This is a genomic window from Parabacteroides faecis (genome assembly GCF_014647375.1).
Lineage (GTDB): Bacteria > Bacteroidota > Bacteroidia > Bacteroidales > Tannerellaceae > Parabacteroides > Parabacteroides faecis.
In genome coordinates this window covers 243453-268551 of sequence record NZ_BMPB01000002.1, presented here as the reverse complement: position 1 = coordinate 268551, position 25099 = coordinate 243453, and the positions used below count along the sequence as shown (strand labels likewise).

Below are 25099 nucleotides of genomic sequence, written 5' to 3'. Positions count from 1 at the left end.
AACCATGCAAGAAGGACTTTATACAGTAGCCGAATGGTTATTCTGGATCGGAATTTTTATAGTATTCTACACCTACCTGGGATACGGTATCTTATTATATCTATTGGTCAGGATAAAAGAACTTTTCCGGAAACCTATGCCCATCGCATTGCCGGAACCACTCCCCGAAGTCACCCTCTTCATCGCAGCATACAACGAAGAGGAAATCGTTGCTGACAAAATGAAGAATTGTTATACTCTCGCCTACCCTGCCGACAAACTAAAAATCGTTTGGGTAACAGATGGTTCTAACGACCGGACGAATGAACTCCTGAAGCAATATCCGGATGTAACCGTGCTTTTCCATCCTGAGCGCAGAGGTAAAACGGCTGCCCTCAACCGGGGTATACAATATATAACAACTCCCTATGTCATTTTTACAGATGCAAACACGATGCTCAACAAAGAAGCCGTACATGAGATCGTCCGCCAATTCTCGAACCCGAAAGTTGGCTGCGTGGCAGGTGAAAAAAGAGTAGAAACAAATACCGCACAGGGAGCGACAGCAGGAGAAGGCATTTACTGGAAATATGAATCAGCCTTAAAAGCGCTGGATTTTCGTTTATATTCGGCAGTCGGAGCAGCTGGTGAGTTATTTGCCGTACGGACCGAGCTGTTTGAACAAATGCCGTCCGACACGCTTCTCGACGATTTTATCTTATCACTCCGTATCGCACAGAAAGGATATACGATAGCCTATTGTAAAGAAGCTTATGCCACTGAAACAGCATCACTTAACATGAAAGAAGAAGAAAAACGCAAAATACGTATAGCAGCCGGAGGCTTACAATCGGTCTGGCGCCTGCGTAACCTATTCAATATCTTCCGATACGGCACACTTAGCTTTCAATTTGTGAGCCACCGTGTCTTACGATGGACCATTACCCCTATCATGTTATTCGTATTAGTACCATTAAATACATTATTAACATGTAAGGGAGGGTTTACGTATATATTTTTACTACTTTTACAAGTCGCCTTTTATATGATGGCTTATGCCGGCTATATGATGGAGCAGAAAAATGTACGAAACAAGTTGTTTTTTATACCCTACTACTTTTCTTTTATGAATTTGAATGTAATAAGAGGATTTTTCTATTTAGCTGGAAATAAAGGGAATGGAGCCTGGGAAAAAGCAAAAAGAAGTCAACAGCAAAAATAATTACAAAATGAAACAATGAAAACCTCTGTAAATTCAAAGTTTATTAATATTTTTGCGTACGCATAGTGATTGAATATCAAGAAAAGTTTATATTTGATATGGATAATTTAGCAGCAGGATATACAGTATTGATCGTTGACGATGTTCCCACCAACGTCATGTTAGTACAAGCTATATTAAAAAAAGAAGGTTACAGGTTACTCACCTGTGACAGCGGCGCCAAGGCTCTCCGTCTGGCACACGACAAGCACCCTAATCTCATTCTATTAGATATTATGATGCCGGAGATGGATGGATACGAAGTATTACAGCATCTGAAAAGTAACCCGGACACCAACGATATACCTGTTATTATTATGTCTGCATTAAGCGATATGCAGAGTATAGTAAAGGGGTACCAATTGGGAGCAACGGAATATGTTACCAAGCCTTTTCAAAGAGAAGAACTGGTAAAACGAGTAGCTCACCGTTTTGAGTTATTCAGTATAAAACGGATCAAGCAGGAACTGGAAAATACGATCGAATCGAGGGATACTTTGTATTCAGTTATCGCCCATGACTTACGTTCACCTCTCGGATCTTTAAAAATGATGAATAATGCCATCCTTATGATGGTAGATAAAGATCAGGTAAGCCCCGAAGTATTTGAAATGCTTCAGATGATGAATAAAACATCAGAAGAAATTTTCTTGTTGCTGGATAATCTGCTTAAATGGGCTAAGAATCGCCTGAAGAAACAAAATGTATACAAACAGGAGACCGATATCAATAGCCTGGTTTCCAGCACAGCCGAAATATATATTCCGATGGCCGCTCAGAAGGGATTGACTATCCAGTTACAAGATATGGATAAAGAACTATCTGGTTTTGTAGACATAGATATGATTAAAACAGTCATCAGGAATCTCATTTCAAATGCTATCAAGTTTAGTTTTGAAGGAGGTACAATCTCGATCGCATCTAAGATTGAAGGTGATTTTGTTATTGTCAGCGTGAAAGATTCAGGCAAGGGAATCAAGAAAGAAGACCAGGAAAAGTTATTAAAGCAAAATACTCACTTTACCTCTTACGGAACAAATAATGAAAAGGGTTCCGGCTTAGGATTAATGCTTTGTAAAGATTTTGTCGAGCAACATGACGGAAAACTTTGGTTTGAATCGGAAGAAGGCAAAGGATCTACATTCTTCATTTCATTGAAAGCATTTAAGTAAAAAATAAACGAAAATATAAGATTTTATATATCCCTGACATCAGACCTATATCTTTCTGATGTCAGGGATTCTTTCTTTATTCAAAATATCCAACAAACGCTTGCCGGGTTTGAACCTGACACAGTTACCTTTATAAAGATAGACGCTTAAATACTATATACACAGCATTTAAGCGTCAAATTATTTTTATATGTTCCGTACAGAAAACAGTACGGTGGTTCTACACCTACTCTATTGCATGCGACGGATACCGATCGCTTTATTGTATTGTGCCAGAGATGTTTTTTGCTGATACCATGTCTGTATCAAGCTGCTATAAGATTGTATCCATGAAAGCTGAGCTGAAAGCACATCGACAATCGGGAGTTTACCTTCGTTATAGCTGAAAGTATTCAAATCAAGATTTTCTTCAGCTATTTTACAGGCTTCTTCGGCAACATCGATCTGTTTGGTATTCTCAGTCAGGCTAGTCCAGGTATTTGCCACTTCCTGTGTGATTTGATCGCGTGTATTATCCATAGCATACTCTTTGCTTCGGAGGATTGCTTTCTGTGAATTGACTTCCTTAAAGCGTGCTCCCCAACGGAACAATGGAATTTTCAGAGAAGCAAAGACAGCCGGAGTCCATAAGTTGTCAGAGCCTTTTACGTTCAGCATAGAAGTACCCCATGATCCCTGAAAGCCGACAGATAAAGTCGGATTGTATTTAGCCTTCGACAGGTTGATCTGTCTTTTCTGATATTCGATATTCAATTTAGAAATCAGATAGTCCGGACGATTTTCCAGAGCTGCAGATTCACCGACCTGCATAGGTAGCGGCAGAACCATCGTGATAGAATCGGCAATCGTGATCGGCTCCATCGGAGGAACACCCATCAGCACATTCAGGTTCTGTAAGGCAATCTGATAATCTTTATAAGCCGAACTTTTGTTCAGCTCAGCCTCTTTCAAACGTGCCTGGACCTGTAACAAGTCTGTTTTACTAATCTGTCCATCCTGAAAACGGAGAGTCAGCACATTCGCCAGTTCCTGTACAATATCGACATATTGAGTCATAACATCGTACATACCTTTGCGGGCTGCCACAGACCAATAATTCATATCGGCTGCATACACGATATTATCCGTCGTCAGTTCTTCTGCTTCGTCAGCGATCTGTCCCTGTATCTCTGCAGCTTTATAATTGTTATAGATCTGTCCTCCGGCATAGATCGGCTGACTTACAGTAGCACCCAGGCTATAGGTATTATGGTCCATTTCGATACCAGGGATACCTTCACCCATTCCCAATTCATACTTGTTGATACGGTATTGGTAACTACCTGAGAAATCTACAGCCGGAAAGAATGCCGTCTTTGCCGCTTTTATAGCATGTTGCATAGCGATCCTCTCTTCCGAACTCTGCTTTATCTGACGGCTATATTCCAATACTTTCTCTTTATATTCGGCTGCTGAGATGGGCTGCACCTGTGCTTTCACAGACAGGGCACCCAATAACATACAACCTATTATCAGTTTACTTTTCATATCTTATTCAGATTTAATCTTAAAGAATATACAATAGGTAACCGGAAGCACGAAGATGGTCAGGATCGTTGAAACGAACAGACCTCCCATGATCGTCGCTGCCATACCGGCAAACATCGCATCCCCTAACAACGGGAGCATACCCAGGATTGTCGTACCCGATGCCATTGTGACGGGGACAATACGTGTTTTAGTTGCTTCTATTACAGCCTTAGCCGGTTCCAGGCCGCTATCCATCTGCAATCCGATCTCGTCAACGAGTACAATTGCATTCTTGATATTCATACCGATCAACCCCAGTAAGCCAAGCATTGCAAAGAAGTCGAGCGATTTTCCGAACACAAGCAATCCCAAAACAACACCTATAAAAATAAGTGGCAGCATAGCCATGATCAAAACCGGTTTTCTGTAATATTTCGGGAATAAGAATAATAAAGTCACATAAATCAGCCCGAACATCAAAGGGATATTGGCAGCAATCGCCTTATTACCTTTATCCTGTTCATTCTGTTCTCCGAAATACTGTAGTTTATAACCTTCCGGCACCTTCACCTGCTGCTGGACCTCTTCCCACAGATGACTGAAAGCAGCCATCGTATTGGCACCACGCTTCGGCTCACATTGCATCATCATATAAGGCTGGCGATTAAAACGCTTCACCACAGCATAATCATAATCCAATGAGAAATCATCGATTACCTGTTCCACTTTCACAGAACGGCCTTTGGCACTATAAACAGGCAAACTCTTCAAATCGTTCAGACTGATCGAATCTTTATCCGCATCTTTCAATAAGATAGGCATGAAAACATCCCCTTCACGATATTCACCTAAAGGTACACCATTCGTTGCCGAACGTAATGAATAAGCGACTTGTTGCCGGGTAATTCCCAAGCGCAATCCTTTTTCCTGTGAGAACAGAGGTTTCCATACCGGGACCTTATTTCCCCAGCTGTCACGTACCTCCATGACCTGATCATATTTTCTCGCAATTTCTTTCACCTGTTCCGTCAATGCTGCCAGCGTATCCACATTATCCCCGATAAAGCCAATCTCAATGGCGGCATCTGGTACAGGAGACAACGCAAACAGAGCAGAACGAGTCAGGATACTCGGATAATTGGCAACCATGTAATCGTAGAATTTACCTTCTTCGACAGGTGCATCCTCTGCATTCTTCGTTTCGATAAGCACATTGGCAAAGTTCGGTTTCGGTCCTACCGACGAACTTGCCAGATAGTAACGAACCGGAGAACCTCCTAATGTAAACGAATATGATTTGATGTTTTCATTCTTGCTCAGGTATTCTTCTATCGATTTCACATTCCGTTCCACATCACGGATACTATAGCCTTCCGGGAAGATAAGATCAGCACGGAAATAGGGCTTGTTCATGATCGGAAAGAAACTCTGCGGCATAATCGCCATAATGAACAAAGACAAGAACAGCATCGCAACCACAGAAGTAATCGTTATATATCTGCGTTTGATCAGGCGTCCGAGGACGTTTTCAAACTTATGGTACAATTTTGTATCGTAGGGATCCTGTGATTCACCCGGTTTGGCTTCTTTCAGAATAAAGCTACCGAACGTAGTAGTCTGTGTCAACGCCAGAACCCAACTCAATCCCAACGATACAGCTAATACAATAAACAGCGGTTTAACGATTTCGGCTACTGACGCCGGAGCCAGATACATCGGTAAGAAAGAGCAGACTGCAATAAAGGTCGCTCCCAACAATGCCCACTGCGGTTTTGTAGCCCCTTCGATCAATGCCTGATAACGGGACAATCCTCGTTTGATACCGACCTGGGCATTATCCGTCACCACGATCGCATTATCCACCAACATACCCATAGCAATGATAAATGCCGCCAATGATGTTCGGTTCAGGCCGACACCCCAGATCAACATTAATAATAATGTACCACCGACGGAGAACAGCAAGGAACTGCCCACCAGCATACCGGCACGCGATCCCATAACAAGGAAGATAACCACAATCACGATCAGCAATGATTCGATCAGGTTCAGGATAAAGCCGTTATTGGCTTCATCTGCAATCTTGTTCTCCGGATAGATCGTTTTCAAGTCCATCCCGACAGGAAAGAGTTCCTGCATTTCATCCAGGTGGCTGGCAACATCATTACCGACAGCCACAACATCGTCTTTCGCTCCTGTTGCCACACCGATGCCGATCGCACGCTTACCATCCACACGCATTAAATTAGACGGAGGATCCATATATCCCCGTTCCACAACGGCAATATCGCCCAGACGAACTTCGCCTCCGCTTTTTGTGACGATCAGCTGATCGCGGATATCCTGAATATCTTTATAGGTTCCTTCGGCTCTGACACGCAGATCATATTCACCGGTATTGATCTCTCCCGTATTGACCAGCAGGTTCTGTGTTTGTAATACTTGCTGGATCGAGTTAGGATCGATCCCCAGGTTCGCTAGTTTGGGAACGGAAATCTTTACGTTTATCACTTGTGTCTGTTCACCGAACAGATAGACTTTCTGAACACCCGGCACAGGAGACAGTTCTGTTTTGATCTTCTGTGCCCAGTCCCTTAGTTCATCATATGTATAACCGTCATCGGCAGTCAAGGCATAGTAAATGCCGAATACATCACCGAAGTCATCACTCACGGAAATAGAGGATGCTCCGCTCGGAAGGCGCGGTTGTATGTTGTTTACTTTACGACGAAGTTCATCCCACTTGACAGGCATATAGTCCGGATCCAAGGTAGGTTGCAGTTCAATAGAAATCTTTGACATACCAAAATAGGATTCCGACTTGATCTGATACACATCAGTCATAGACTGGATCTCCCTTTCAATCGGTTCTGTAATCAGCTTTTCCACTTCAAAAGGCGTTGCTCCCGGATATTGCGTAACCAATACAGCCTGTTTGATCACAAAAGGAGCATCTTCTTTTTTCGGCAATTTGAAGAAAGAGTATATACCTCCTATCAGCATGACAGCCAAGAAGAAGTATATGATCTTACTATTCTCTAAAGAATATTTTGGAATATTCATTGCTTATCTTCTTAATCTGTTAATACTTTTACTTGTTGTCCTTCTACCAGGCGAGTTACTCCGGCAGTAACGATCTGTTCGCCGGCCTTCAAGCCTTCCGTAACAACAACACCGTCTTTACCGACTAATTCTTTTTCCGTAATCTTACGGCGTTCTACTTTCTGTGTCTGAGGGTTGTAAACAAATACGAATTTATTGTCGCTGTTCACTTCGTCAGCTACAACAGCGGACAGAGGTATTAAGACAGCTCCTTCATTGAAGCTCTGACTCTCGATGTTCAGGATCACACGACAAGAGAAACCGACGGCAATCTTATACTTCTCCAGGTTAAATTCAGGATCATCGATATACAGGAAGACAGGTACCCCCGAGCCATCAGGAGAAGCTTCCACATACTCCTTTACTTTTGCCTTGAAACGGACACCTTTATAATTGTCGAACTCTACATATATCGTATAGGGTGTCGAAAAATAAGTGATATTGGTTTCAGGCATCGTGAACTGAACCTGCAACTTGTTCGGATTGATCAGGCAAACAATCCCCTGTCCCATCTGAACCTTCTGATAATTCTCTACGTATTTCTTCTGAATAAATCCGTCGAAAGGTGCTCTTAGCTTAGTCTGTTCCAACGTATTCTGGGAGTTTTCGAAAGCTGCCTGTGCATTGGAATAAGCAGCTTTTGTCGATTCATATTCCTGTTGGGAGATAGCTTGTTTTGCCAATAGTCTTTCAGCACGCTGTAGCTGTGCCTGTGCAGTCTGGAACGAAGCTTTCTTCGCTTCATAATCCCATTTAAAATCCTGTGGATCTATTTCTGCCACCACTTGTCCGGTGCGAACTTTCTGCCCTTCTTCCACGTTCAAAGAAATAAGTGGTCCGGACATTTTAAATGCCAGGTCGCTGAACTGGTCAGGAGAGACAACGCCGCTGAACGACTTTTCCACTACATTCAAAGATGTTACTTCCGCCAACTTTACCGGACGAGGCCCCTGCTCTTTTACCGGTGGTTGACTACAAGACATCAATGCTGCCAACACAAAAACGGGAATTAATTTACCATTCATGATAACTTGCATTTTCTTATTGATTTTTTGTTAATTATATGCTCATACAAAGCCATATAAACTACGCGTTAAGTCATAGCTATACAACATTCATTTTCTACTAATTGTTCTAATTCTGCCGATCCTTCAGTACCGACCGGCAACACATTACATTTGCTTATATCACTAATATTTGCTTGTATCAAAAGGACCAACTGTCCCAATCTATTTTCGATTCCATTGTTTTTTCCTGTTCATCAGGTATTGCAGGGAAAAAGTCTATTCCTGTTACTTTTTCTACGCTATCCACCGGAATGGCCATCGATTTCAAAGATGTCTTTTTGTAATCACGGTTCTCCAGGATAAATGCAATTGCCTTATATTCATTTCCCGAAACGTAACAAATCACTTTGTAAAATGCTCCGGGAACCCCAACTCTGTTCTTTCCCATTTGTTTCATACTGTCCGTGATCACAGGACCTGTTGCAATCAATAAAGCCCCGTAATCTCTCGCCCACAAACGACTCTGTTCCTCCAGATCTTTCCAGATACCTCGGTTCAGCCCCGGTTTTTGCGGACAGATATTACTAAAATAAAAAGATTCACGCATTGCTTTTGCCGACCATTTCATATCACCGGCAGGAGCCAGATGTCCCCGGTCATAACCCGTACGTGTATAATCTTCGTTGGTTGCTGTTGCGCCTTTAACTGCCGGATCAGGAACGAACTTATTCGAACGTTCCGTCTTTTTGCTTTTAGCTTCTTTGGCTGTCAATTCATAGGCAACCCAATTAGCTATTTTGTAATCGGAATTATAGGAAACGGTATACCCTTCATGGCGGATCACCTGTTCGGAACGCTTTGCCTGTAACTTAGGTATCTCGGCATTCGCCGGTATTTTAAATGTTGTTGTCTTCAGAACGGAAGGAATGATAGGTTTGGATTTCTTTTCAGCCGGTTCCTCCTTCACAGGAGTGGTCGTTTTCTTCTGCTCCACGACTACGGTTTTCGTTTCGGATACAGGATATAAATAATTGAATACATACAAAACCCCAATAAAGCAGATCACTACCAGAGCTGCAAGAACAAATATACGTCGGATCGTAGAAATCAAAGATGAGCCTTGATTCTTCTTTTTCCGCGATTTTGCTTTACTTCTCCTTTTTGCCATTGATTAATAATCGTTTTATTCTCGGGGCAAAAGTAGATAATGTGATGTTATGAAACAATATATAAACCTTAAATCTATTCGTCAGAATTAATACAAAAAGTGCCCCGATTAAAAGGGGCACTTTAAATTATAAGTTCCGGAGCCTATTTGCTGTATCTTCCCTTTAGGAGAAACAACTTCCGCATTCGTCTGTTCCGGAACCTCTATTTCCATCAATATATTACGTCCTGACTTACGTAATTTTACTTTGATATCCCCGTAAAGAGTAGGAACTGTTGCCGAGGCTTCGGTAAGGGAACCCATCTGAGGTTTCACACGGAATGTACGGAAACCGGGGGATGTCGGTTCGATTCCACAGACCTTCTGACTCAGCAATGTTAACGGACCACCACTCCATGCATGGTTGATCGTTCCGCCTCCGAAACCTTCGGCACCGACACCCCAGCCTTCAAATAAAGTCGTATATTCCTTATAACCCAACATGCCGGCATATCGATCTCTCATCCTTTGCATGGCAACATCCGGGGCATTCATACGGAAAAGAGCTTCCAATACATACTTCTCCATGTAAGGACTCGCATGATATTCTTTTTTCAGCACTTTCAAAAGGGCGGGATATTTCTCTTTCGGAGCCAGCCCGGATAAAACGGCCATCGCCTGCGAACGGTCGTCGTCCTCGCCACGATATCCCGGAGAACGATAAGCCGTTCCTGTCCAGAACTTCGTATTAAAACATTGTTCGATACTATACATCATACGGGATATATCTTCTGCGTCTTCTTTCTTTCCCAATTGGAGAGCAAATTCTTTCTCTGCTTTCAGAGCCAGGTAATACCAGCAGTTCGTCAGGACACCCATATCGATCTGTTCACCCCAGTCTCCCCAACTCCATTCGCCACTGCGTTCGATAGGCAAACCGCTCTTATCGACCTTCCATGTTTCATGCAGGTAACGATGCAGACGATCATAAATGACAGGGACAAACGTACTGTCTCCGCTATAATAATACTGAGTATAAAAACCATACCATCCCACCGATGCCAACATCTGCAAAGGCAACTCCTTCGACCAGTTACCGGCAGGTACCGGGGCAAATAAAGAGCCGTCGGGACGTTGCCAGTTCATCAACTCGTAAATACCTTTCAATGCTAACTTATGTGAAGAAGGAGAAAGTGCATAAAACGCTTCGCCCAATTCATTCACTTCGTCCCCCCACCACTGGGCACGTTCGCGTTCTGGACAGTCCATATAGTTATCACGCATCGTGATATACAATGTTCTTGCCGAGCGTTTCCAGAGTTCGTTCAGGAAAGGATCGTTACACTGGAACGATCCGGCAAATTCGGTATCATAACCGGTCTCACGATATTTAACCTCCAGAACTTTCACACCTTCGGGAAGAATATACCACATCTCATGGCCACTCATCCAACCATAACTTTCATATTCTTGTATTCCGTTCCGGGTAATATATTCGGCACGGACATTCTCCGGACCTCCACCGCGGTAATTATCCGTCTGCATATGGATAGTAGCACCATCTGCCGCTTCGACTTTCAGATACGGTGTAAACTGGCAGTTGTAAGGCAAACGGCAGAACAATGTATCGCCGTTTGCCGACTGACGTACACCCGGATAGTCCTTCAGCCCATAATCCTTGAACAACGGAATCGGGCGTTCAACCAACTCCCCTAAAGGAGCCTTTCCAACTATCGAAGCGATCTCTGCCCCGGGAAACGAGTTCTTATATCCGGGTTGGTTCCACCCTTCCATCGCCCTGCGAGCATCGAAACGGATATTACTCTCCGACAACCGGTAATTCGGATACGGAGCCTCCGTATCCTGATACGCGTCATAAACCCTACAGTTCCAGCTTTTATCCGATACAATCTCTATACCAGGAGCTATCGCTTCAAACAATAAGGCAGCCAACCCACTGTTCACATGGCTGAACCCATTCTTTCCAAAATGCCATACCAGGACAGCGATCGTATTCTCCCCGGAAGTGAGATAAGGAGCGATCTCTACCGAATCATAGTAAGTATCATAAGGAGAAGGCCCGCGTTTCAGCCCACCCTCAAATACGACCATCCGTCCATTGATCCATAACCAATATTTACTGTCGGCGGCAATATGTGCCGTCAGTGTCCGGGGTACTTCGGCCAGACTAACCGTTTTACGATAAGCCAGCCAGGTATTGCTTGCACTCTGGCATTGTTCCGTATTTATCCAGTGCGCTTTCCAGTCCGTTTTATTTTTAGCTTCTGCGGAAACCAAAAATCCGACACACGCACACAGTAAAAGATATTTTCTCATAATATGACATTTTATACAGGTTACAACTCTATCCGGCTATCAATTTTCCAGATATACTTTTACTCCGTCCGGAGCTTTTACATCAGTTTTCACTTTACCGTCCGGGCCTTTCTCATGACGGATCGTCAGAATCCCCTGCGGGGTCGGGAACGTTCCTTCCACCCATTCCAGGTCACCCAGATGCGGAGTAATACGAACGGCACGGCATCCCGGTTCCACTACCTGAACACCCAATACATATTCACTTAACCACGGTGTCGGACCGGAAGCCCAGCCATGACACAAACTATGGCGGAAACCTTTATAGCAATAGTCGCCATAATCGCCGTGAATATCTTTTTTCCCTGCCGGAACAAGTTCGTCGATACGACTGGCATTCGGCAACCAATCCATATTGAAATCTTCCCAGAACGTAGTAGCGCCCAAGTCGATCATGGCTCCCCAATACTGGCGTATCACATCGATCGCTCCCTGGTAATTACCGGCTGCTGCCATTGCACGTAACATATAATAACCATAGAACGTTGAAAAACCGCGTGCACCGCCTACCGAGAGATATTTCTTATTAGCATCTTCCGGCTTCATCAAACCAGCCAGGGCTAGTAACGCAGCCCCTTGCTTTGAGCCCGGAGCATCCGGTGCAACCTTCGACTTCAACAATGTTTTAGTTACTTTCGAAGCTGTTTTCTCCATTTTCTTTGCCGTTTCACGACACTGGCCAGCCAGCACGTCATCACCAAGCGTAGTACATAGTTCATCACCTGCCCTCATTGCCATCAAGACCAAAGATTGCAGACCGGCATCAATAGCTACGGAATTCTCGCTCGACGGCCAATCCATGAAACGCCAGCCATCCAGCTTCTCATGCCCTTCGGCATCCACTTTTGAGATCAGCACACGCAGAAGATCACTCAAATAAGTTTGCTGTTCTTTCAGATACGCCTTATCTCCATGATAGTAATACCAGTCACGCTGGATCAGCAGCCACCATATCGAATAGGCACTGATACCGTTCATCCAACCGGGAAGAGGCGTCACATCGCGAACCAGGTCGAGACTTTTCGGAACAACCTCGTTATAGCCGAAAACAGTATTGACAGTCATCACCTCCGGGTGCATATCTCCCAGCCAAACCAAACGGTCACGCTTGATGCCGTCCCACAGGTATTCCTGCATATTCAAATGAACGGTATAAGCACCGGTCTGCCAGATTTTATTCAACCGTTCATCGTTGCACCGGAAAGAACCTTTATACGGGATATCACGGAAAGCAGAAACGGCACGGACCTCTTTCAAGGATACCTCCGTTGAATCACTGATCAGGTCGATACGGGCAAAACGGAAACCGGAATTTCCCACTTCCAATACGCCCAGCCAAGGTAAGGTTACGATAAAGTCGCGCATCGCGTGATCGTTGCTGGCTCCGTTCTTGCCGTCGATATCACACATCGCCTCACTTACGGATTCACCGAAACGTACACGCAGAGTGATCGGCTTATTAGCTGTAAAAGCCCCGGTTACAAACTGGATACCCCCCTGTAGCTCTTTCCCGAAATCAAATAAAAGAGCCGGATGTTCCTGTGCCGTACTTGCCAGTTTACAAAGAGGACGGTCAGATAGTTCCGCCTGTCCGTTACCCGGCAAAAGCAGCCTGTCCGCATCCTTTATCAGTTCACTATGTTGTTGCCAGACGATACGCTTAGGGGAAAGATATTCACGTACCCGGCTGTCCCTCTGTTGGGCTGTTGCCGACAAGGAACAAAGAAAAGTAAGAAGTATAAGTATCTTTTTCATGGTCGTTTTCAATGGTAATTCTGTTGGTCTTAAAAACAGAAGATGTGTCAAAAACAATAGTCATTTTGGCACATCTTCTTAATCAAAAACCAACCCTGTTATTATAATCCAAATGCCGGAACCAGATCATCCAGTTGCTGATCGGTCATACCTGCCGGTTCAAATCCCGCCATACGGGCGCTCAGATAGATCTTCGATGATTTACTCAATGTATCGATCGCATCAAAACATTCGATCAGGTCCTCACCTACTGCCAGTATTCCATGTTTTTCCCAGAACACCACATCATGCTTTTCAAGCTGTTTGATCGTAGCATGAGCCAGATCCATCGTACCGGGTATTTCATAAGGAACGATACCTACACCTTTCGGAACGATGATACGGCATTCCGGAATCATCCCCCATAAAGTCCGCGTGATCACTTCCGAATCGAGGAAAGGTTTACAATGCGTCATACCGATCAGTTCGGTCGGATGCGTATGCAAAACAACTTTATTATCGCGTCCTAACGAGCGGAGATAGTTATGCATCAGCAAATGAGACGGCAGTTCCGATGTCGGGGCAACCGGCTGTTCGGCTATGATCTCATAACTTTTCCCATCCGGTGCGATCCGGATCAACGAACCATTTGCAAACGGTTCCTGTGCTACATAACGCATGCGCTTTCCTGTTCCGGTCACATAAAAAACATGTCCTCCCAGAGCTGTCATCGCTTCCTGCAACTGAGTAGCAGGCGCAAGAGCAGGCAATGCCATTTCTTCCGGTGTCAGTAAACCGGTCAGGTTTACTGATATATTTCCTCCATTCCGTTCAGCCCATCCATTTGTCCAGAGATAGCCTGCCACCTCTGCGATACGGCCGATTTCAGCCATCAAACGGCTGTTGTTTCTAACTGTTGTCATTTTCTTTTTATTGTAATTCAACTATTTGTACTCTTTTACCCGAACAAGTTCGGCAGTAATAAAGAGAATATCAGTATACACATGCCGGAGATCAAAACAATGATCGTTTTCCGACTAACGCCTTTCCACTCATTCAACACAATTCCCCACACATTACTGAATATAACATTCAGTGACATCAGGATACTCCAGGAAAAGGCAAGCATCACAGGAGAATCGGCAAAATAGCTTTTCCCCATCCCCAGTCCGAAGAACTGCGAATACCAGAGTACGCCGGCCAGCGCACAAAATAAGACATTATTCAATAAAACCGAACCGGAAACAGAAAAATAATCTTTCCCGGTTTTATTTTTTACATTCTGGAAGATACAATAGACTGCATTTGTAACGAATCCACCCATTGTAACAAGCAGGATCACCGGATTCAGGGCGAACAATTCGCTGGCACCGGAAGCTTTCGCTTTTTCCAGTATCGGAGTTCCGGATTCAAGTCCCAGATTAAAGCAGGCACTCATCACACCCGCCAACAGCGCGACCAGCAAACCTTTTGTCAGGGCAAAATCTTTCACAGCAGCTTTCTTCTCCTCTTCCGTCATATTGCGGGCACGCAAGCTCCCGGCATAACCGATCACTGCGATACCGGCCAACGTCACGCAAACGCCCAGAAGAAGGATCAATCCGTCACCATGAAACAAATCCGTACCTCCAAATACTGCCGGGAAAAGCGTACCGAATCCCGCACAAGTACCCAGTGCGATACTCTGTCCTAATGCAATTCCCAGATAACGCATGCTCAGTCCGAAAGTCAGACCTCCGACACCCCATAACATTCCATAGATCAAAGCACCGGTACTTCCTCCGGCACTCCAAAGCTCAGTCAGGCTACTCCCATCGGGAATAGCCAACTGTGCACCAAGAAAAGGAAAAACAAGCCAGGCAAAAATGCCCTGTATCAGCCAAAAGCTTTCCCAACTCCAGCTTTTCACCTTATTGATCGGCACATAAGAGCTACTTTGCCCAAAACTACCGATCGCGATGATTAATAAACCTATTAGTATATTCATACTCGTTTGCTTGTTACTGCAGCTTCGTATTTTTCGATTTCACCGATATAATCTTCCCCGACAGGAACATTATTCTTCAAGCAGAACATATCCCAAACAGCTGTCCACGGCAGGCTCTTCAGTTCTTCCTGTAACGCCAGACGCTGGAACAACTTATCTTCCGATTCATACTGCTGCAAGGTTGCGGACGGTTCCAACAATGCTTGCAGGAATGCCTTTAATGTAGCACGGCAACCGATCACATAAGCACCAATACGATTGATCGTAGCATCGAAATAATCCAGGCCGATATGTACGCGGTCCAATGCATCGCAACGGATGATCTCACGGGAAAGATCCAGCAGGTCGTCGCTCAGGATCACCACATGGTCACTATCCCAACGGATAGGGCGACTTACATGGAGCATGATCTCCGGAGTAAACAACAGCATGGAGGAGATCTTATCGGCAATACTTTCCGTCAGATGGAAGTGTCCGGTATCCAACGTCACAATCTTGTTATTCTTTGCGCCGTAACCCAGATAGAAGTCATATGAACCTACTGTATAGCTTTCCAGTCCGATACCGAACAATTTAGCTTCGATACAATCTTTCATATTCTTATATTCCGTAGCAAAGATCTCATCCAGAGAATTCTTCAGCAACTGACGATATTTGATACGGCTTGCAGGAACCTCTTTAGAACCGTCATGTATCCAAAGGTTCATCATACACGGGTCATTCTGGTAAACACCCATCGCTTCACTGATCGCACGGCAACGTTTTGTATGTTCGATCCAGAAGTTACGGATCGAATCGTCCGGATTTGCCAATGTCAGGTTTCCGCTTTTAGGATGTGAGAAAGAGGTCGAGTTGAAGTCCAGCTTCATATTGTTCTCCTTCGCCCATTCCATCCAACTCTGGAAATGTGCAGGTTCCACTTCATCGCGATCAACCTTCTTACCACCGAAATCGCCATAGATCTCATGCAGGTTCAAGCGGTGCGTTCCCGGAATAAAGGAATTTGCTGTCAGGATATCAGCCCGTACTTCATCGATATTACGTGCCTTACCCGGATAATTACCCGTCACCTGGATACCACCGGAGAGAGAGCCGTCCGGATTCTCGAATCCCGTTACATCATCGGCCTGCCAGCAATGGAGTGAAAGACTTACTTTCTGCAACTTTTCCAGTGCACTATTTACATCAACGTTTAAAGCAGCGAAACGTTCAGCTGCCAGATCAAATGCTTCTTTTACTTTCTTTTCAGTATTCATGGTATATTCTTTAATTGTTTATATTGATAATTTATTTTTTACTAATTCACTGAATAATGTTTATTTATCTGATTCAAAATGCAGGAGGCCGCGGGTATAGGCCAGGTACCGGCCGACCTAACCCACTGAACCATTACATGCATCTCCACATGCCTGCTTTTTACACTGGTCTTATATCTTTTCTGATTTATATAAATAAATCAACTTCTTCCTATCAGCGTTTTACGATCTTCTTATAGCGACCGTAAACCTCTTTCCAGTTCTTTTCATCCTGCGGAAGGAACGTTTCTGTCCCGATCGATTCGGCGATCAACCGACGCATCTCCCAGCGGGTAGAAACGATACCTGCAGAACGGGCCTGTACCATTGCATTTCCGATCGCAGTTGCTTCCGACGGTCCGGCTATAACCGGCATACCGATAGCATTCGCAGTAAACTGATTCAACAAGTTATTCTTAGAACCACCCCCGATCACATGCAATCTCTCGATCGGGAAAGGAGCCATCCCTTCCAACATCCGGATCACTTCGTTATAACGGAGCGCCAGGCTTTCGAAGATACAACGGACAAAATCGGCATCCGCCTCCGGCATAGGTTGTCCGGTCTCTTCACAATATCCGGCAATGGCTTTTGTCATGCAAGAAGGATTGGCAAAACGCGGATCGTCCGGATCGACGAAACGGACAAAAGGAACAGCTTGCTCTGCCATTTCCACGATCTCCGGATACGTATACTTACGTCCTGCTTTCTCCCACTCTTTCCGGCATTGCTCCAACAGCCACATACCGGTAATATTTTTCAGGAAGCGGGTCGTACCTTCGATACCGCCTTCGTTCGTAAAATTATTCTTATAAGATTCTTCCGTTATGATAGGTTCTTCCGTTTCAATCCCCATCAAACTCCAGGTACCGCTACTCAGATAAGCAAAGTTCTGATCCTGTGCAGGAACAGCAGCCACGGCAGAAGCCGTATCATGTCCGGCAACAGCAATAACAGGAATTTTTCCTATACCTGTCTCTTCCGCCAACGCATCTGTCAGTTCTCCGACAAGCGTCCCCGGCATCACAACCTGCCGTACGATAGAAGGAGGTACACCGGCAGCCTCCAAAAGTGACGATTCAAACTGTTTTGTTACAGGATTCAGCAACTGCGATGTAGAAGCATCCGTATATTCGCAGACTTTCTTACCTGTTAATAAATAGGATAGTAAATCCGGAATAAAAAGTATCTCTTTCGCATTCTTCAACGGGGCAAATTCCTCTTTCCGGGCACGGAACAACTGAAAAAGACTATTGAAGTTCATAAACTGGATACCGGTCAACCGATAGACTTCTTCACGCGGCACCAGTTGGAAATATTCTTCCAACGCTCCTTCTGTATACGGATCACGATAAGCACGCGGTAACCCCAGCAAAGAACCGTCCGGTGCTATATAGCCGAAATCGACTCCCCAGGTATCGATACCGATCGAATCGAGAGAGATATTTTCCTTCGCACAAATCGAAAGACCTTTTTTCAACTCCTCATACAGATTATATATATTCCAATAGTATTTCCCGTGTAACTCCAACAGGTTATTAGGGAAACGATGCAATTCCTGCATTTCAAATTTGCCATTAACAAGCGTCGCCAAAACAGCCCGTCCGCTCGTTGCACCTATATCAAATGCTAAAAAGTTATGTTTCTTCATGGGAACAACAAAGTTATTTGTTTAACAATGGCAAAAGTAACAGGTAAATTACTACATTTGCTTACGAAAATGATTTTAAACCTTTCAATTCTGACATGAATAAACACGCTAACAACCAGATTCGCTATCTGACTATCGGAGCCTCAGATGAAGAGTGGGGAATCACGGTTACCACTATCGGAAACCAGTTCATTCCTCCCCAGAGTCAATATCCGCTATCCGGTCACCCGGATAGTTACAACTTCAAGCCGCAGACAGGACGTATCCTGAATGAATATCAACTTGTTTATATAACGAAAGGAAGCGGTTACTTCTCTTCCCAATCCTGCAAAAAACAAAAGATAGAGGCTGGTACCATGATCCTGCTCTTTCCGGGTGAATGGCACAGTTACTATCCGGATAAAGAGACAGGCTGGGATGAATACTGGGTAGGATTTCGCGGGATACATATCGACAAACGGGTGGAAAAACGTTTCTTCATCAAAGAAGAGCCGCTTCACAAAATTGGCTTAAGTGCCACTATAGTAGGATTGTATGAAGATATCCTGAAGTTTGCTTTGCAGGAAAAATCCGGATACCAGCAGATGATATCGAGCATCGTACTTCATATATTGGGTACCGTTTACTACAAGAAAAAGAACGGTGCCTTTACAAATACATATGTAGTAGATAAGATCAACGAGGCGCGTATCCTGATGAAAGAACAGGTGGAAAACCCTCTGTCGCCGGAAGAAATAGCCAGCCAGTTAGGCCTAGGCTATTCCTGGTTCCGCCGTATGTTCAAAGAATATACCGGAGTCTCCCCAGCCCAATACCAGCTACAACAGAAACTCCTTCGTGCCAAAGAACTTCTTACGGGAAGCAATCTGAACATATCAGAGATCGCCTACAGCCTGAAATTTGAGAACGCAGGCCAGTTCTCGACCTTCTTTAAAAAGAAAGAGGGCGTAACGCCCTCCGAATTCAGGGAAAGAGCACATTAATACGGTTTATAAGGAGCATGCATCACATTCAATGTCCTGGGCAGCCATACACGGTAACGTTGTGACCTGTCCCAGGTATTGCCTGCCGATGCAAAGTCACAGAAATGAATGGGACGTGCGGCACTATTGCCTTCCAGGTCAGTACCTAAGATCAATGGTGCCGTAAATGCCATCCATGCAAAGTCGGGAGCTTTGACCGGAGTAAGTTCCACATAACCGTCTTTATTTACAACAACAGTCGTTTCGTCTATAAACCCGTCATTAAAACGACTGTCACGTGCCAACACCAATGGCCCCCTGACAATCGCCTGTGCCTGGTTCATTTCGACCAGACGGGCACGCAGGTCTAACCGGACCGTTATCTTATCTCCGGCTTTCCATTTCCGGGTAACAGGCAGATAAGCCCCTTGCAATACACCATCTTCCGGCTCTCCATTGACTAGTACCATAGTCTGGCGGCTCCATGCCGGGATGCGCAATGCAATCGTAAACGGACTGTCTTTTGCCGGATCTACCTGAAGTGTTATTTCATCTGTTACCGGATAATCTGTTATCTGTCTTATCCTTACATTCTTTTTACCTGGCAACGTTACCTCCGCTTCCGATTCTCCATAGAAATTCACCCGGATACAATCATCCTTCACCTGGTAGGCAAATTGGGGTATCATGGCAAATGCCCGCGGACCGTTCGCATTGCAACAATTGATATGCATACCGCACTGCTCCTCCCCTTCATGGCGGCAACCTTCCAACGGACTGTACTTGGCTATTTGTGAAGCATCCGCCTTCAAAGAAGCCATCAAAGCATTATAGATTGCGCTTTCCATATAATCGGCATATAAGGAATTGCCGGTCATTTGCAATAAACGGTTACATAGCTGCATCCAGGTAAAGGTCACACAGGTTTCCATCGTATGGTAAGTAGGGATTGTCTGGCGTGCTTTCCCGCTGTACCAGCATTCAAACGCACTTCCTGACCCGGCTATGTTAATTTCTTCCTGTACAATATGCTCTACGGTCTTTTCCACAACAGATAAATAGAGCGGATTGCCCGTTACTTTATATAATTCCAGCAAACCTTCATAACACGACATCATCTCATAGGCTTTCTGTCCGTTTTCTCGGGAAAACCATATTTTAGGATGCGGGAAACGGTTCGCTACAGGAATACCGGCAATCGCCTTACTGATAAGTTGCGGTCCATCCAGTGTCTCCCATTGTTCCACTATATATTTTGCGTAATCCAGATAACGTGCTTCTTTTGTCCGGTTATACAAATACATGACCGGTTCCAGGATCGATGAACTCGGCATACCTATATAATTACCGGTCGAGACTATATTTACTTTACCGGGTCCCACCTGTGTCATCAAATGGTTCACAACGCGGCAGGCGGCATCCAACGCCTTTTTATCGCCGGAAAGGTCATACCAGGCGATCAATCCCAATGTAGTGTATTTCCTGCCCCAGATATCCCATTGTTGTAGCTGTGCATCCGGCGCATAATTGCCGATATATCCGTCAGCCGTCTGGGTACTCATCAACGATTCTGCCGCATTCTTTATGATCTGGTAAAGTTCCGGATCCTGATTATAACGATAGGAAGCGATTGCCCCCTGTATCCATTTTCCCCAGAACTCCGATTGCCAGCGTGTTTTTTCTTCCCTATGCCGGAACGGTTCCACCAGATGGTCAACATCCTGAGCTTTCACACGATGTTTGATACAATCGTCGATACGCTCTCCGACATAACCGGAAATCTTGATATGTGTTACTGGTGATTGGGCGGGATTCTGCGCCAAAACAGGCATAGTTGCCAGACATAACAAAAAAGAAGGGATAACTAATTTTGTTTTCATAATGATTGATCTAAGAATGGATGGTAACAAAAATAGGTATCTAGCTATTATTCAGACTTATAAAAATGACATAATATGTTACAATTTTGATAGGGTCACTCTCCTATATTTCTTAATAGTCTATTAAACCATGTACAATTAGCATCTAACCCCGACACCGTGCTGCATCTCGGTGAGACGTAACGTTGCGTCGGGGTTAGACGTAGGGTTGCGTCACGATGAGACGTAAGGCGGCGTCTCATCGCGACGGAGAATAGTTACTCGATTTCGGGACGGTCGCTGCCACCACCGCCGTTACCGACAGTGAGGAGCCGTTCGTATTCGATAGTACGGGGCTCTTTCAACAGAGTGGTCGTGTTTGAAAAACGGGTGACGATACGCAGGGTGTACTGTCCGTCAGTCAGGTCGGAAGGGACACGGGCAAGCAGGCATTTAGGGTCGTTAGTCGTCAGACGGCGGGTAACGGGATATTCCTTACCGTCGGCATCGATAAAGAAAACACCGATACCGGCTCCGTCACCGGCTATACGGATCTTCTCACCGTCAATACGGATATCGTCACCCGGGGTGATCGTTCCGTCAGGAAGGCCGGTGACCGTATCCGTAACAAGACCGATACGTGCACCGCTGTCTTTTACCTCCAACACCTCTACTCCGACATGACTCAATGACTCACGCATCTCGGAAGAAAGAGTGATATCGAGCGTCACCTTATGTTTCTCAGGGTCGAATTTGGCACTCGAACCGATCCAGGTTCCCGCCACACGCGGAGTGTACTGGCAGGTTTTCGTTAAGACACTGTAACCGTCTGCAACCGCTTCACGGATGATGCGGTCGTGCTGGTTGATGATCGACAATAAGGTGTCGTACTTGATTTCAGAACCTTCATCGACTATACGCTGCGCAATGTCTTCGTTACGCAACGAGTTCTTCATCGTGGATACTTCGGCTGTATAGTCGTTATCCACATCTTTGGTTAGGAGGTTCAGGCGAAGCCAGACCTTCCAGAATTTGGTGTAATTTGCCATGTTTAAAATTGTTTAATTAATGAATATACTCGTTCGAGTAGGTTAGGTATATTTATTGATCATCTTTTACACAACGAACTGCAGCAGTAGCACCTTCCTGCCAACTATAGAATCCCCATCCATCTTTAGTACGTACCCGGAAAACATAAACAATATCGTCTGAACACCATATATTTCTATCACCAGGATAAGCTGCCTTAATTTGCGCACCAAGTGTACCAGACCAGGGTATCATAGCTGTGTTGGTTATATTAAAATCTTCTCTCTTTACCATCTTTTTAAAATCGGTGGAAGAAGGTTTTTTCCAAGGAGAAGGACATGGATATTTATTACGCATATCCTGATAATTCATATAACCTCCACCTTGCTCAACAGGAGCCACATAATAAACTGCATTTCCATCTATTCTATTAGCTGGCACTTTACTTCCCGGAAATACAACTGATTTCTGTGAAACAATAATTGTTTTAGCGGCTTGTCCGGGATATATATTAGAAAATGTAACCGTCATATTGCTCTGTCTCAAATCATCATAATAAGTATCATTGTTTGTTCTGGTTATCTTTACTACACTCTGCCTATTCCCCGATGAAAGAGTTGTAGTAGAGGTAATTGTTGCATTAGCCCACGATTGATTTGTGCCCACAGTGACTCCTTTCGGCGAAATGACTGTAAATTGACAATAAGAATCAGCACATGGAAAATATGTAATTATAGGTGTTGAATTATTTATATTATCTATTGAAGAATAAGAGGAATTATCATCATAATTGCTAAATATTATTGCACTCTTGCTATTTGAATATACTGTAAATTCTTTACTCACAATCGTATTATCGACTTTATTCCGAAAAGTAACTTTCTGATTCACTCCTGTCGTTCCATTATTAGCAACATAAAATGTATATTTTCCATCATTTTTATTACCGTCGTCAGTGACTGTCAGCCAATCCGGTTTATTAACCAACTCTGTTCCCCCTATTGAATTGACTGTCAGGGTCACCTTGGCATTTTCATCATTATATAATCGAATAGCATTACTATTTGTGTCGTATTCCGCCTGCCCCGCAGCAGCACAGGAAACAGTTACATTCGACTTCATTTTTATGGTTATATCCTGAGTTTTACTTTTGTCTCCTGTATTCTTTACAGTAATCGTAATGCCATCTGCCGGGAATGGGTTGGGGAAACTTGCATTCGAAACATCTGCAGTAAATACATATGGAGCATTAGATAAAGTTTGCGAACTAGCCGGAGAGACTTTCAACCAATCAGGTATATTTTCCAATTCACTTCCGCCCGATGCAAAAACACTTACTGTTACACTGGGGTCAGTAACTGTACTCGTCTTATTTAGTAAGACTTCATTGTCATTGAAACTACTACCTTCGGTTTGAGTTACACCTTTGACTACGGGATTCGCTATCGGCTGAACAATCACAATCGTTTCTTTCGCCGTAATCTTGTCGGTAAAACGAATTGTTGCGATTGGGAATTTTGTCCCTTTATATGCAGCATTTTTCTTTATAGTGAATGTAGATGGAACAACATCTGCTTTTGTCATATTATCTGCTTTCGGGTCCATTTCCAACCATTGATGCGCCAAGTCCCCATTTTCATAATACATCGTGGTATAATAACCGGTCAGTGAGTTTCCATCTATAGTAAACTGCGTTCCGTCCACAATAGACATGGTTACAGTACGGGATGATTTATCATAAGTCATATCACCTGTTACCGGAGTGATCGTGAAACCATCTTTATCCGTATCTCCACCCGGTTCATAGTCGTCGATACTGCCGTCGTCGGTCCAATCGGCTACATCAAGAGTAAAGTCTAGATGATACTCGTCTGCTTTTGTGATTTCGACTGTGTAACGGTGGTTTTGGGAAACTTCGATATAATTACCGGTTTCACTGCCGGACGGTTTGAAAGGGATCTTATAAGTGACGGGGACATTGTCCGTCTTATTAGCGGCATACGTTCCGCTCAGGATCAGGTAACCACCATCTTGAACGGGACTGGGCCAGGTGTAGAAAGCGCCGGTACTAATTCCGGTATTCGCATCCGCTCCGTCGAACTTACGGGCAGGATAAGTAATCAGCTCGCCAGTGTTGGCATCCGGTAATTTACCGGTTACTGTCAATGGGAAAAAGCTGACACCTTTACGGCCATTTGCCATACTGACCGACTGAATCGTAAACTTCGATTGCGTAGCATCATTCACTACATCGAAACGAGCCACGGCACGGGTCAGACGAAATCCCAGTTGCAGGCGGGCAGAAACGGAAAAGTCCGTCAGGTCGAGCGGTGTCGCATAAGCACCGGTCATTGGTAACGGCGTCAGTAGTATGTCGGTTGTTGAAGCAGGGTCGAGCTGGGTACTTTGAAGAAGTTTAAAATCGACTTCCTTGGGTTTACCCTCCGTCACCGTATTACCGGCCTGCCCCGGATTGGACTGATATAAAGGAGCAAAATCAGTATACACAGCTCCCGTTGCCGGATCGATCAGCTTACCTTGGTTGGCAATGCAATAGAGTTTGACAAAAAGACCTTTCTTTAATGACAATAGCGCGGTCGTCTCTTTTCCTTCACTGCCTTTGGCTGTCAGATCGAGAGCGGTCACATCACTACCGGAAGGCATCTCGCTACTATTCTCACGATAACAGAAACGTTCCTGATAAGTGTACACGCCGTCTTCGGTTTTACTGCCAAAGACGTAGATATCCAGTGCCGAAATTTTATTCTCGGCGGCTGTTGCTATTTCATCACCAGCCTTGGTGGCCTGTATCTCACCGGATTTGGTAGATGCTTCACCGGATTTGGTCGGTACAATCGACAATTGGTTTTTCAGCGTCAGCAAAACATCCCGGCGACCCACATCTTCAGAGGAGATCGGATCGGGAGTTTTCATTTCTTCTGTCTCACCGGTGCAGGCAGCAACAGAGAGAAGCAGGGAAAACAAACTGATTCCGTATAATTTATTACGTATTTTCATCGTTGTTTCTT

Annotated in this window: 16 protein-coding genes; 3 read left to right on the top strand and 13 right to left on the bottom strand. The window is 44.5% G+C overall.

What is annotated here, in order from left to right:
• Nucleotides 1-4 precede the first annotated feature (4 nt).
• Together IEY67_RS03665 and IEY67_RS03660 are read left to right on the top strand one after the other, a co-directional pair.
• Nucleotides 5-1201, top strand: a complete 1197-nt coding sequence (locus tag IEY67_RS03665; RefSeq protein WP_122372953.1) for a glycosyltransferase family 2 protein — start codon at nt 5-7, stop codon at nt 1199-1201.
• A 98-nt stretch (nt 1202-1299) separates the two neighbouring features.
• Nucleotides 1300-2412, top strand: a complete 1113-nt coding sequence (locus tag IEY67_RS03660; RefSeq protein ID WP_122352683.1) for a hybrid sensor histidine kinase/response regulator — start codon at nt 1300-1302, stop codon at nt 2410-2412.
• Between the two features lie 231 nt (nt 2413-2643).
• Here IEY67_RS03660 and IEY67_RS03655 read toward each other — a convergent pair whose 3' ends face one another.
• The 10 genes from IEY67_RS03655 to IEY67_RS03610 form a co-directional block, all read right to left on the bottom strand.
• The gene (locus IEY67_RS03655) at nt 2644-3939 is read right to left on the bottom strand and encodes a TolC family protein (RefSeq protein ID WP_183669823.1); all 1296 of its coding nucleotides are present in this window, start codon (nt 3937-3939) and stop codon (nt 2644-2646) included.
• Between the two features lie 3 nt (nt 3940-3942).
• Nucleotides 3943-6984, bottom strand: a complete 3042-nt coding sequence (locus tag IEY67_RS03650; protein WP_183669820.1) for an efflux RND transporter permease subunit — start codon at nt 6982-6984, stop codon at nt 3943-3945.
• A gap of 11 nt (nt 6985-6995) precedes the next feature.
• Entirely contained in the window at nt 6996-8048 is a 1053-nt protein-coding gene (locus tag IEY67_RS03645) for an efflux RND transporter periplasmic adaptor subunit (RefSeq protein ID WP_122352857.1), read from the bottom strand.
• Nucleotides 8049-8229: 181 nt separating this feature from the next.
• On the bottom strand, nt 8230-9198 hold the full coding sequence (locus IEY67_RS03640) for a DNA/RNA non-specific endonuclease (protein ID WP_183669818.1): 969 nt from the start codon (nt 9196-9198) through the stop codon (nt 8230-8232).
• A 108-nt stretch (nt 9199-9306) separates the two neighbouring features.
• On the bottom strand, nt 9307-11514 hold the full coding sequence (locus IEY67_RS03635) for an alpha-L-rhamnosidase-related protein (RefSeq protein WP_183669816.1): 2208 nt from the start codon (nt 11512-11514) through the stop codon (nt 9307-9309).
• 39 nt (nt 11515-11553) lie between these two features.
• Nucleotides 11554-13308 carry an alpha-L-rhamnosidase-related protein gene (locus IEY67_RS03630; protein ID WP_122372948.1) on the bottom strand — a complete coding sequence of 585 codons (1755 nt, stop codon included), beginning with the start codon at nt 13306-13308 and terminating at the stop codon, nt 11554-11556.
• A 101-nt stretch (nt 13309-13409) separates the two neighbouring features.
• Nucleotides 13410-14210 (bottom strand): rhamnulose-1-phosphate aldolase, encoded by an 801-nt coding sequence (gene rhaD / locus IEY67_RS03625; protein ID WP_122352677.1) that lies wholly within the window; start codon nt 14208-14210, stop codon nt 13410-13412.
• Nucleotides 14211-14245: 35 nt separating this feature from the next.
• Nucleotides 14246-15274 carry an L-rhamnose/proton symporter RhaT gene (gene rhaT / locus IEY67_RS03620; protein ID WP_183669814.1) on the bottom strand — a complete coding sequence of 343 codons (1029 nt, stop codon included), beginning with the start codon at nt 15272-15274 and terminating at the stop codon, nt 14246-14248.
• Nucleotides 15271-16530: an L-rhamnose isomerase gene (locus IEY67_RS03615; RefSeq protein WP_122352675.1), complete on the bottom strand. Its 1260-nt coding sequence runs from the start codon at nt 16528-16530 to the stop codon at nt 15271-15273. The genes rhaT and IEY67_RS03615 overlap by 4 nt, the downstream gene beginning before the upstream one ends.
• Nucleotides 16531-16744: 214 nt before the next feature.
• A complete protein-coding gene (locus IEY67_RS03610) occupies nt 16745-18220 on the bottom strand; it encodes a rhamnulokinase (RefSeq protein ID WP_183669812.1) in 1476 nt (491 codons plus the stop codon).
• 95 nt (nt 18221-18315) lie between these two features.
• Here IEY67_RS03610 and IEY67_RS03605 point away from each other — a divergent pair, with 95 nt between their 5' ends.
• Complete coding sequence (locus IEY67_RS03605; protein ID WP_122352673.1) at nt 18316-19203, top strand: AraC family transcriptional regulator; 888 nt, start codon at nt 18316-18318, stop codon at nt 19201-19203.
• On the opposite strand, the gene IEY67_RS03600 is transcribed toward IEY67_RS03605, so the two are convergent.
• From IEY67_RS03600 to IEY67_RS03590, 3 genes are all read right to left on the bottom strand, one after another.
• On the bottom strand, nt 19200-21014 hold the full coding sequence (locus tag IEY67_RS03600; RefSeq protein WP_244974911.1) for a glycoside hydrolase family 127 protein: 1815 nt from the start codon (nt 21012-21014) through the stop codon (nt 19200-19202). The two genes, IEY67_RS03605 and IEY67_RS03600, sit on opposite strands and share 4 nt — an antisense overlap.
• Nucleotides 21015-21319: 305 nt before the next feature.
• Nucleotides 21320-22090: a DNA-binding domain-containing protein gene (locus IEY67_RS03595; RefSeq protein ID WP_183669810.1), complete on the bottom strand. Its 771-nt coding sequence runs from the start codon at nt 22088-22090 to the stop codon at nt 21320-21322.
• A gap of 52 nt (nt 22091-22142) precedes the next feature.
• Nucleotides 22143-25088: a hypothetical protein gene (locus IEY67_RS03590; RefSeq protein ID WP_183669807.1), complete on the bottom strand. Its 2946-nt coding sequence runs from the start codon at nt 25086-25088 to the stop codon at nt 22143-22145.
• Nucleotides 25089-25099: the final 11 nt, after the last annotated feature.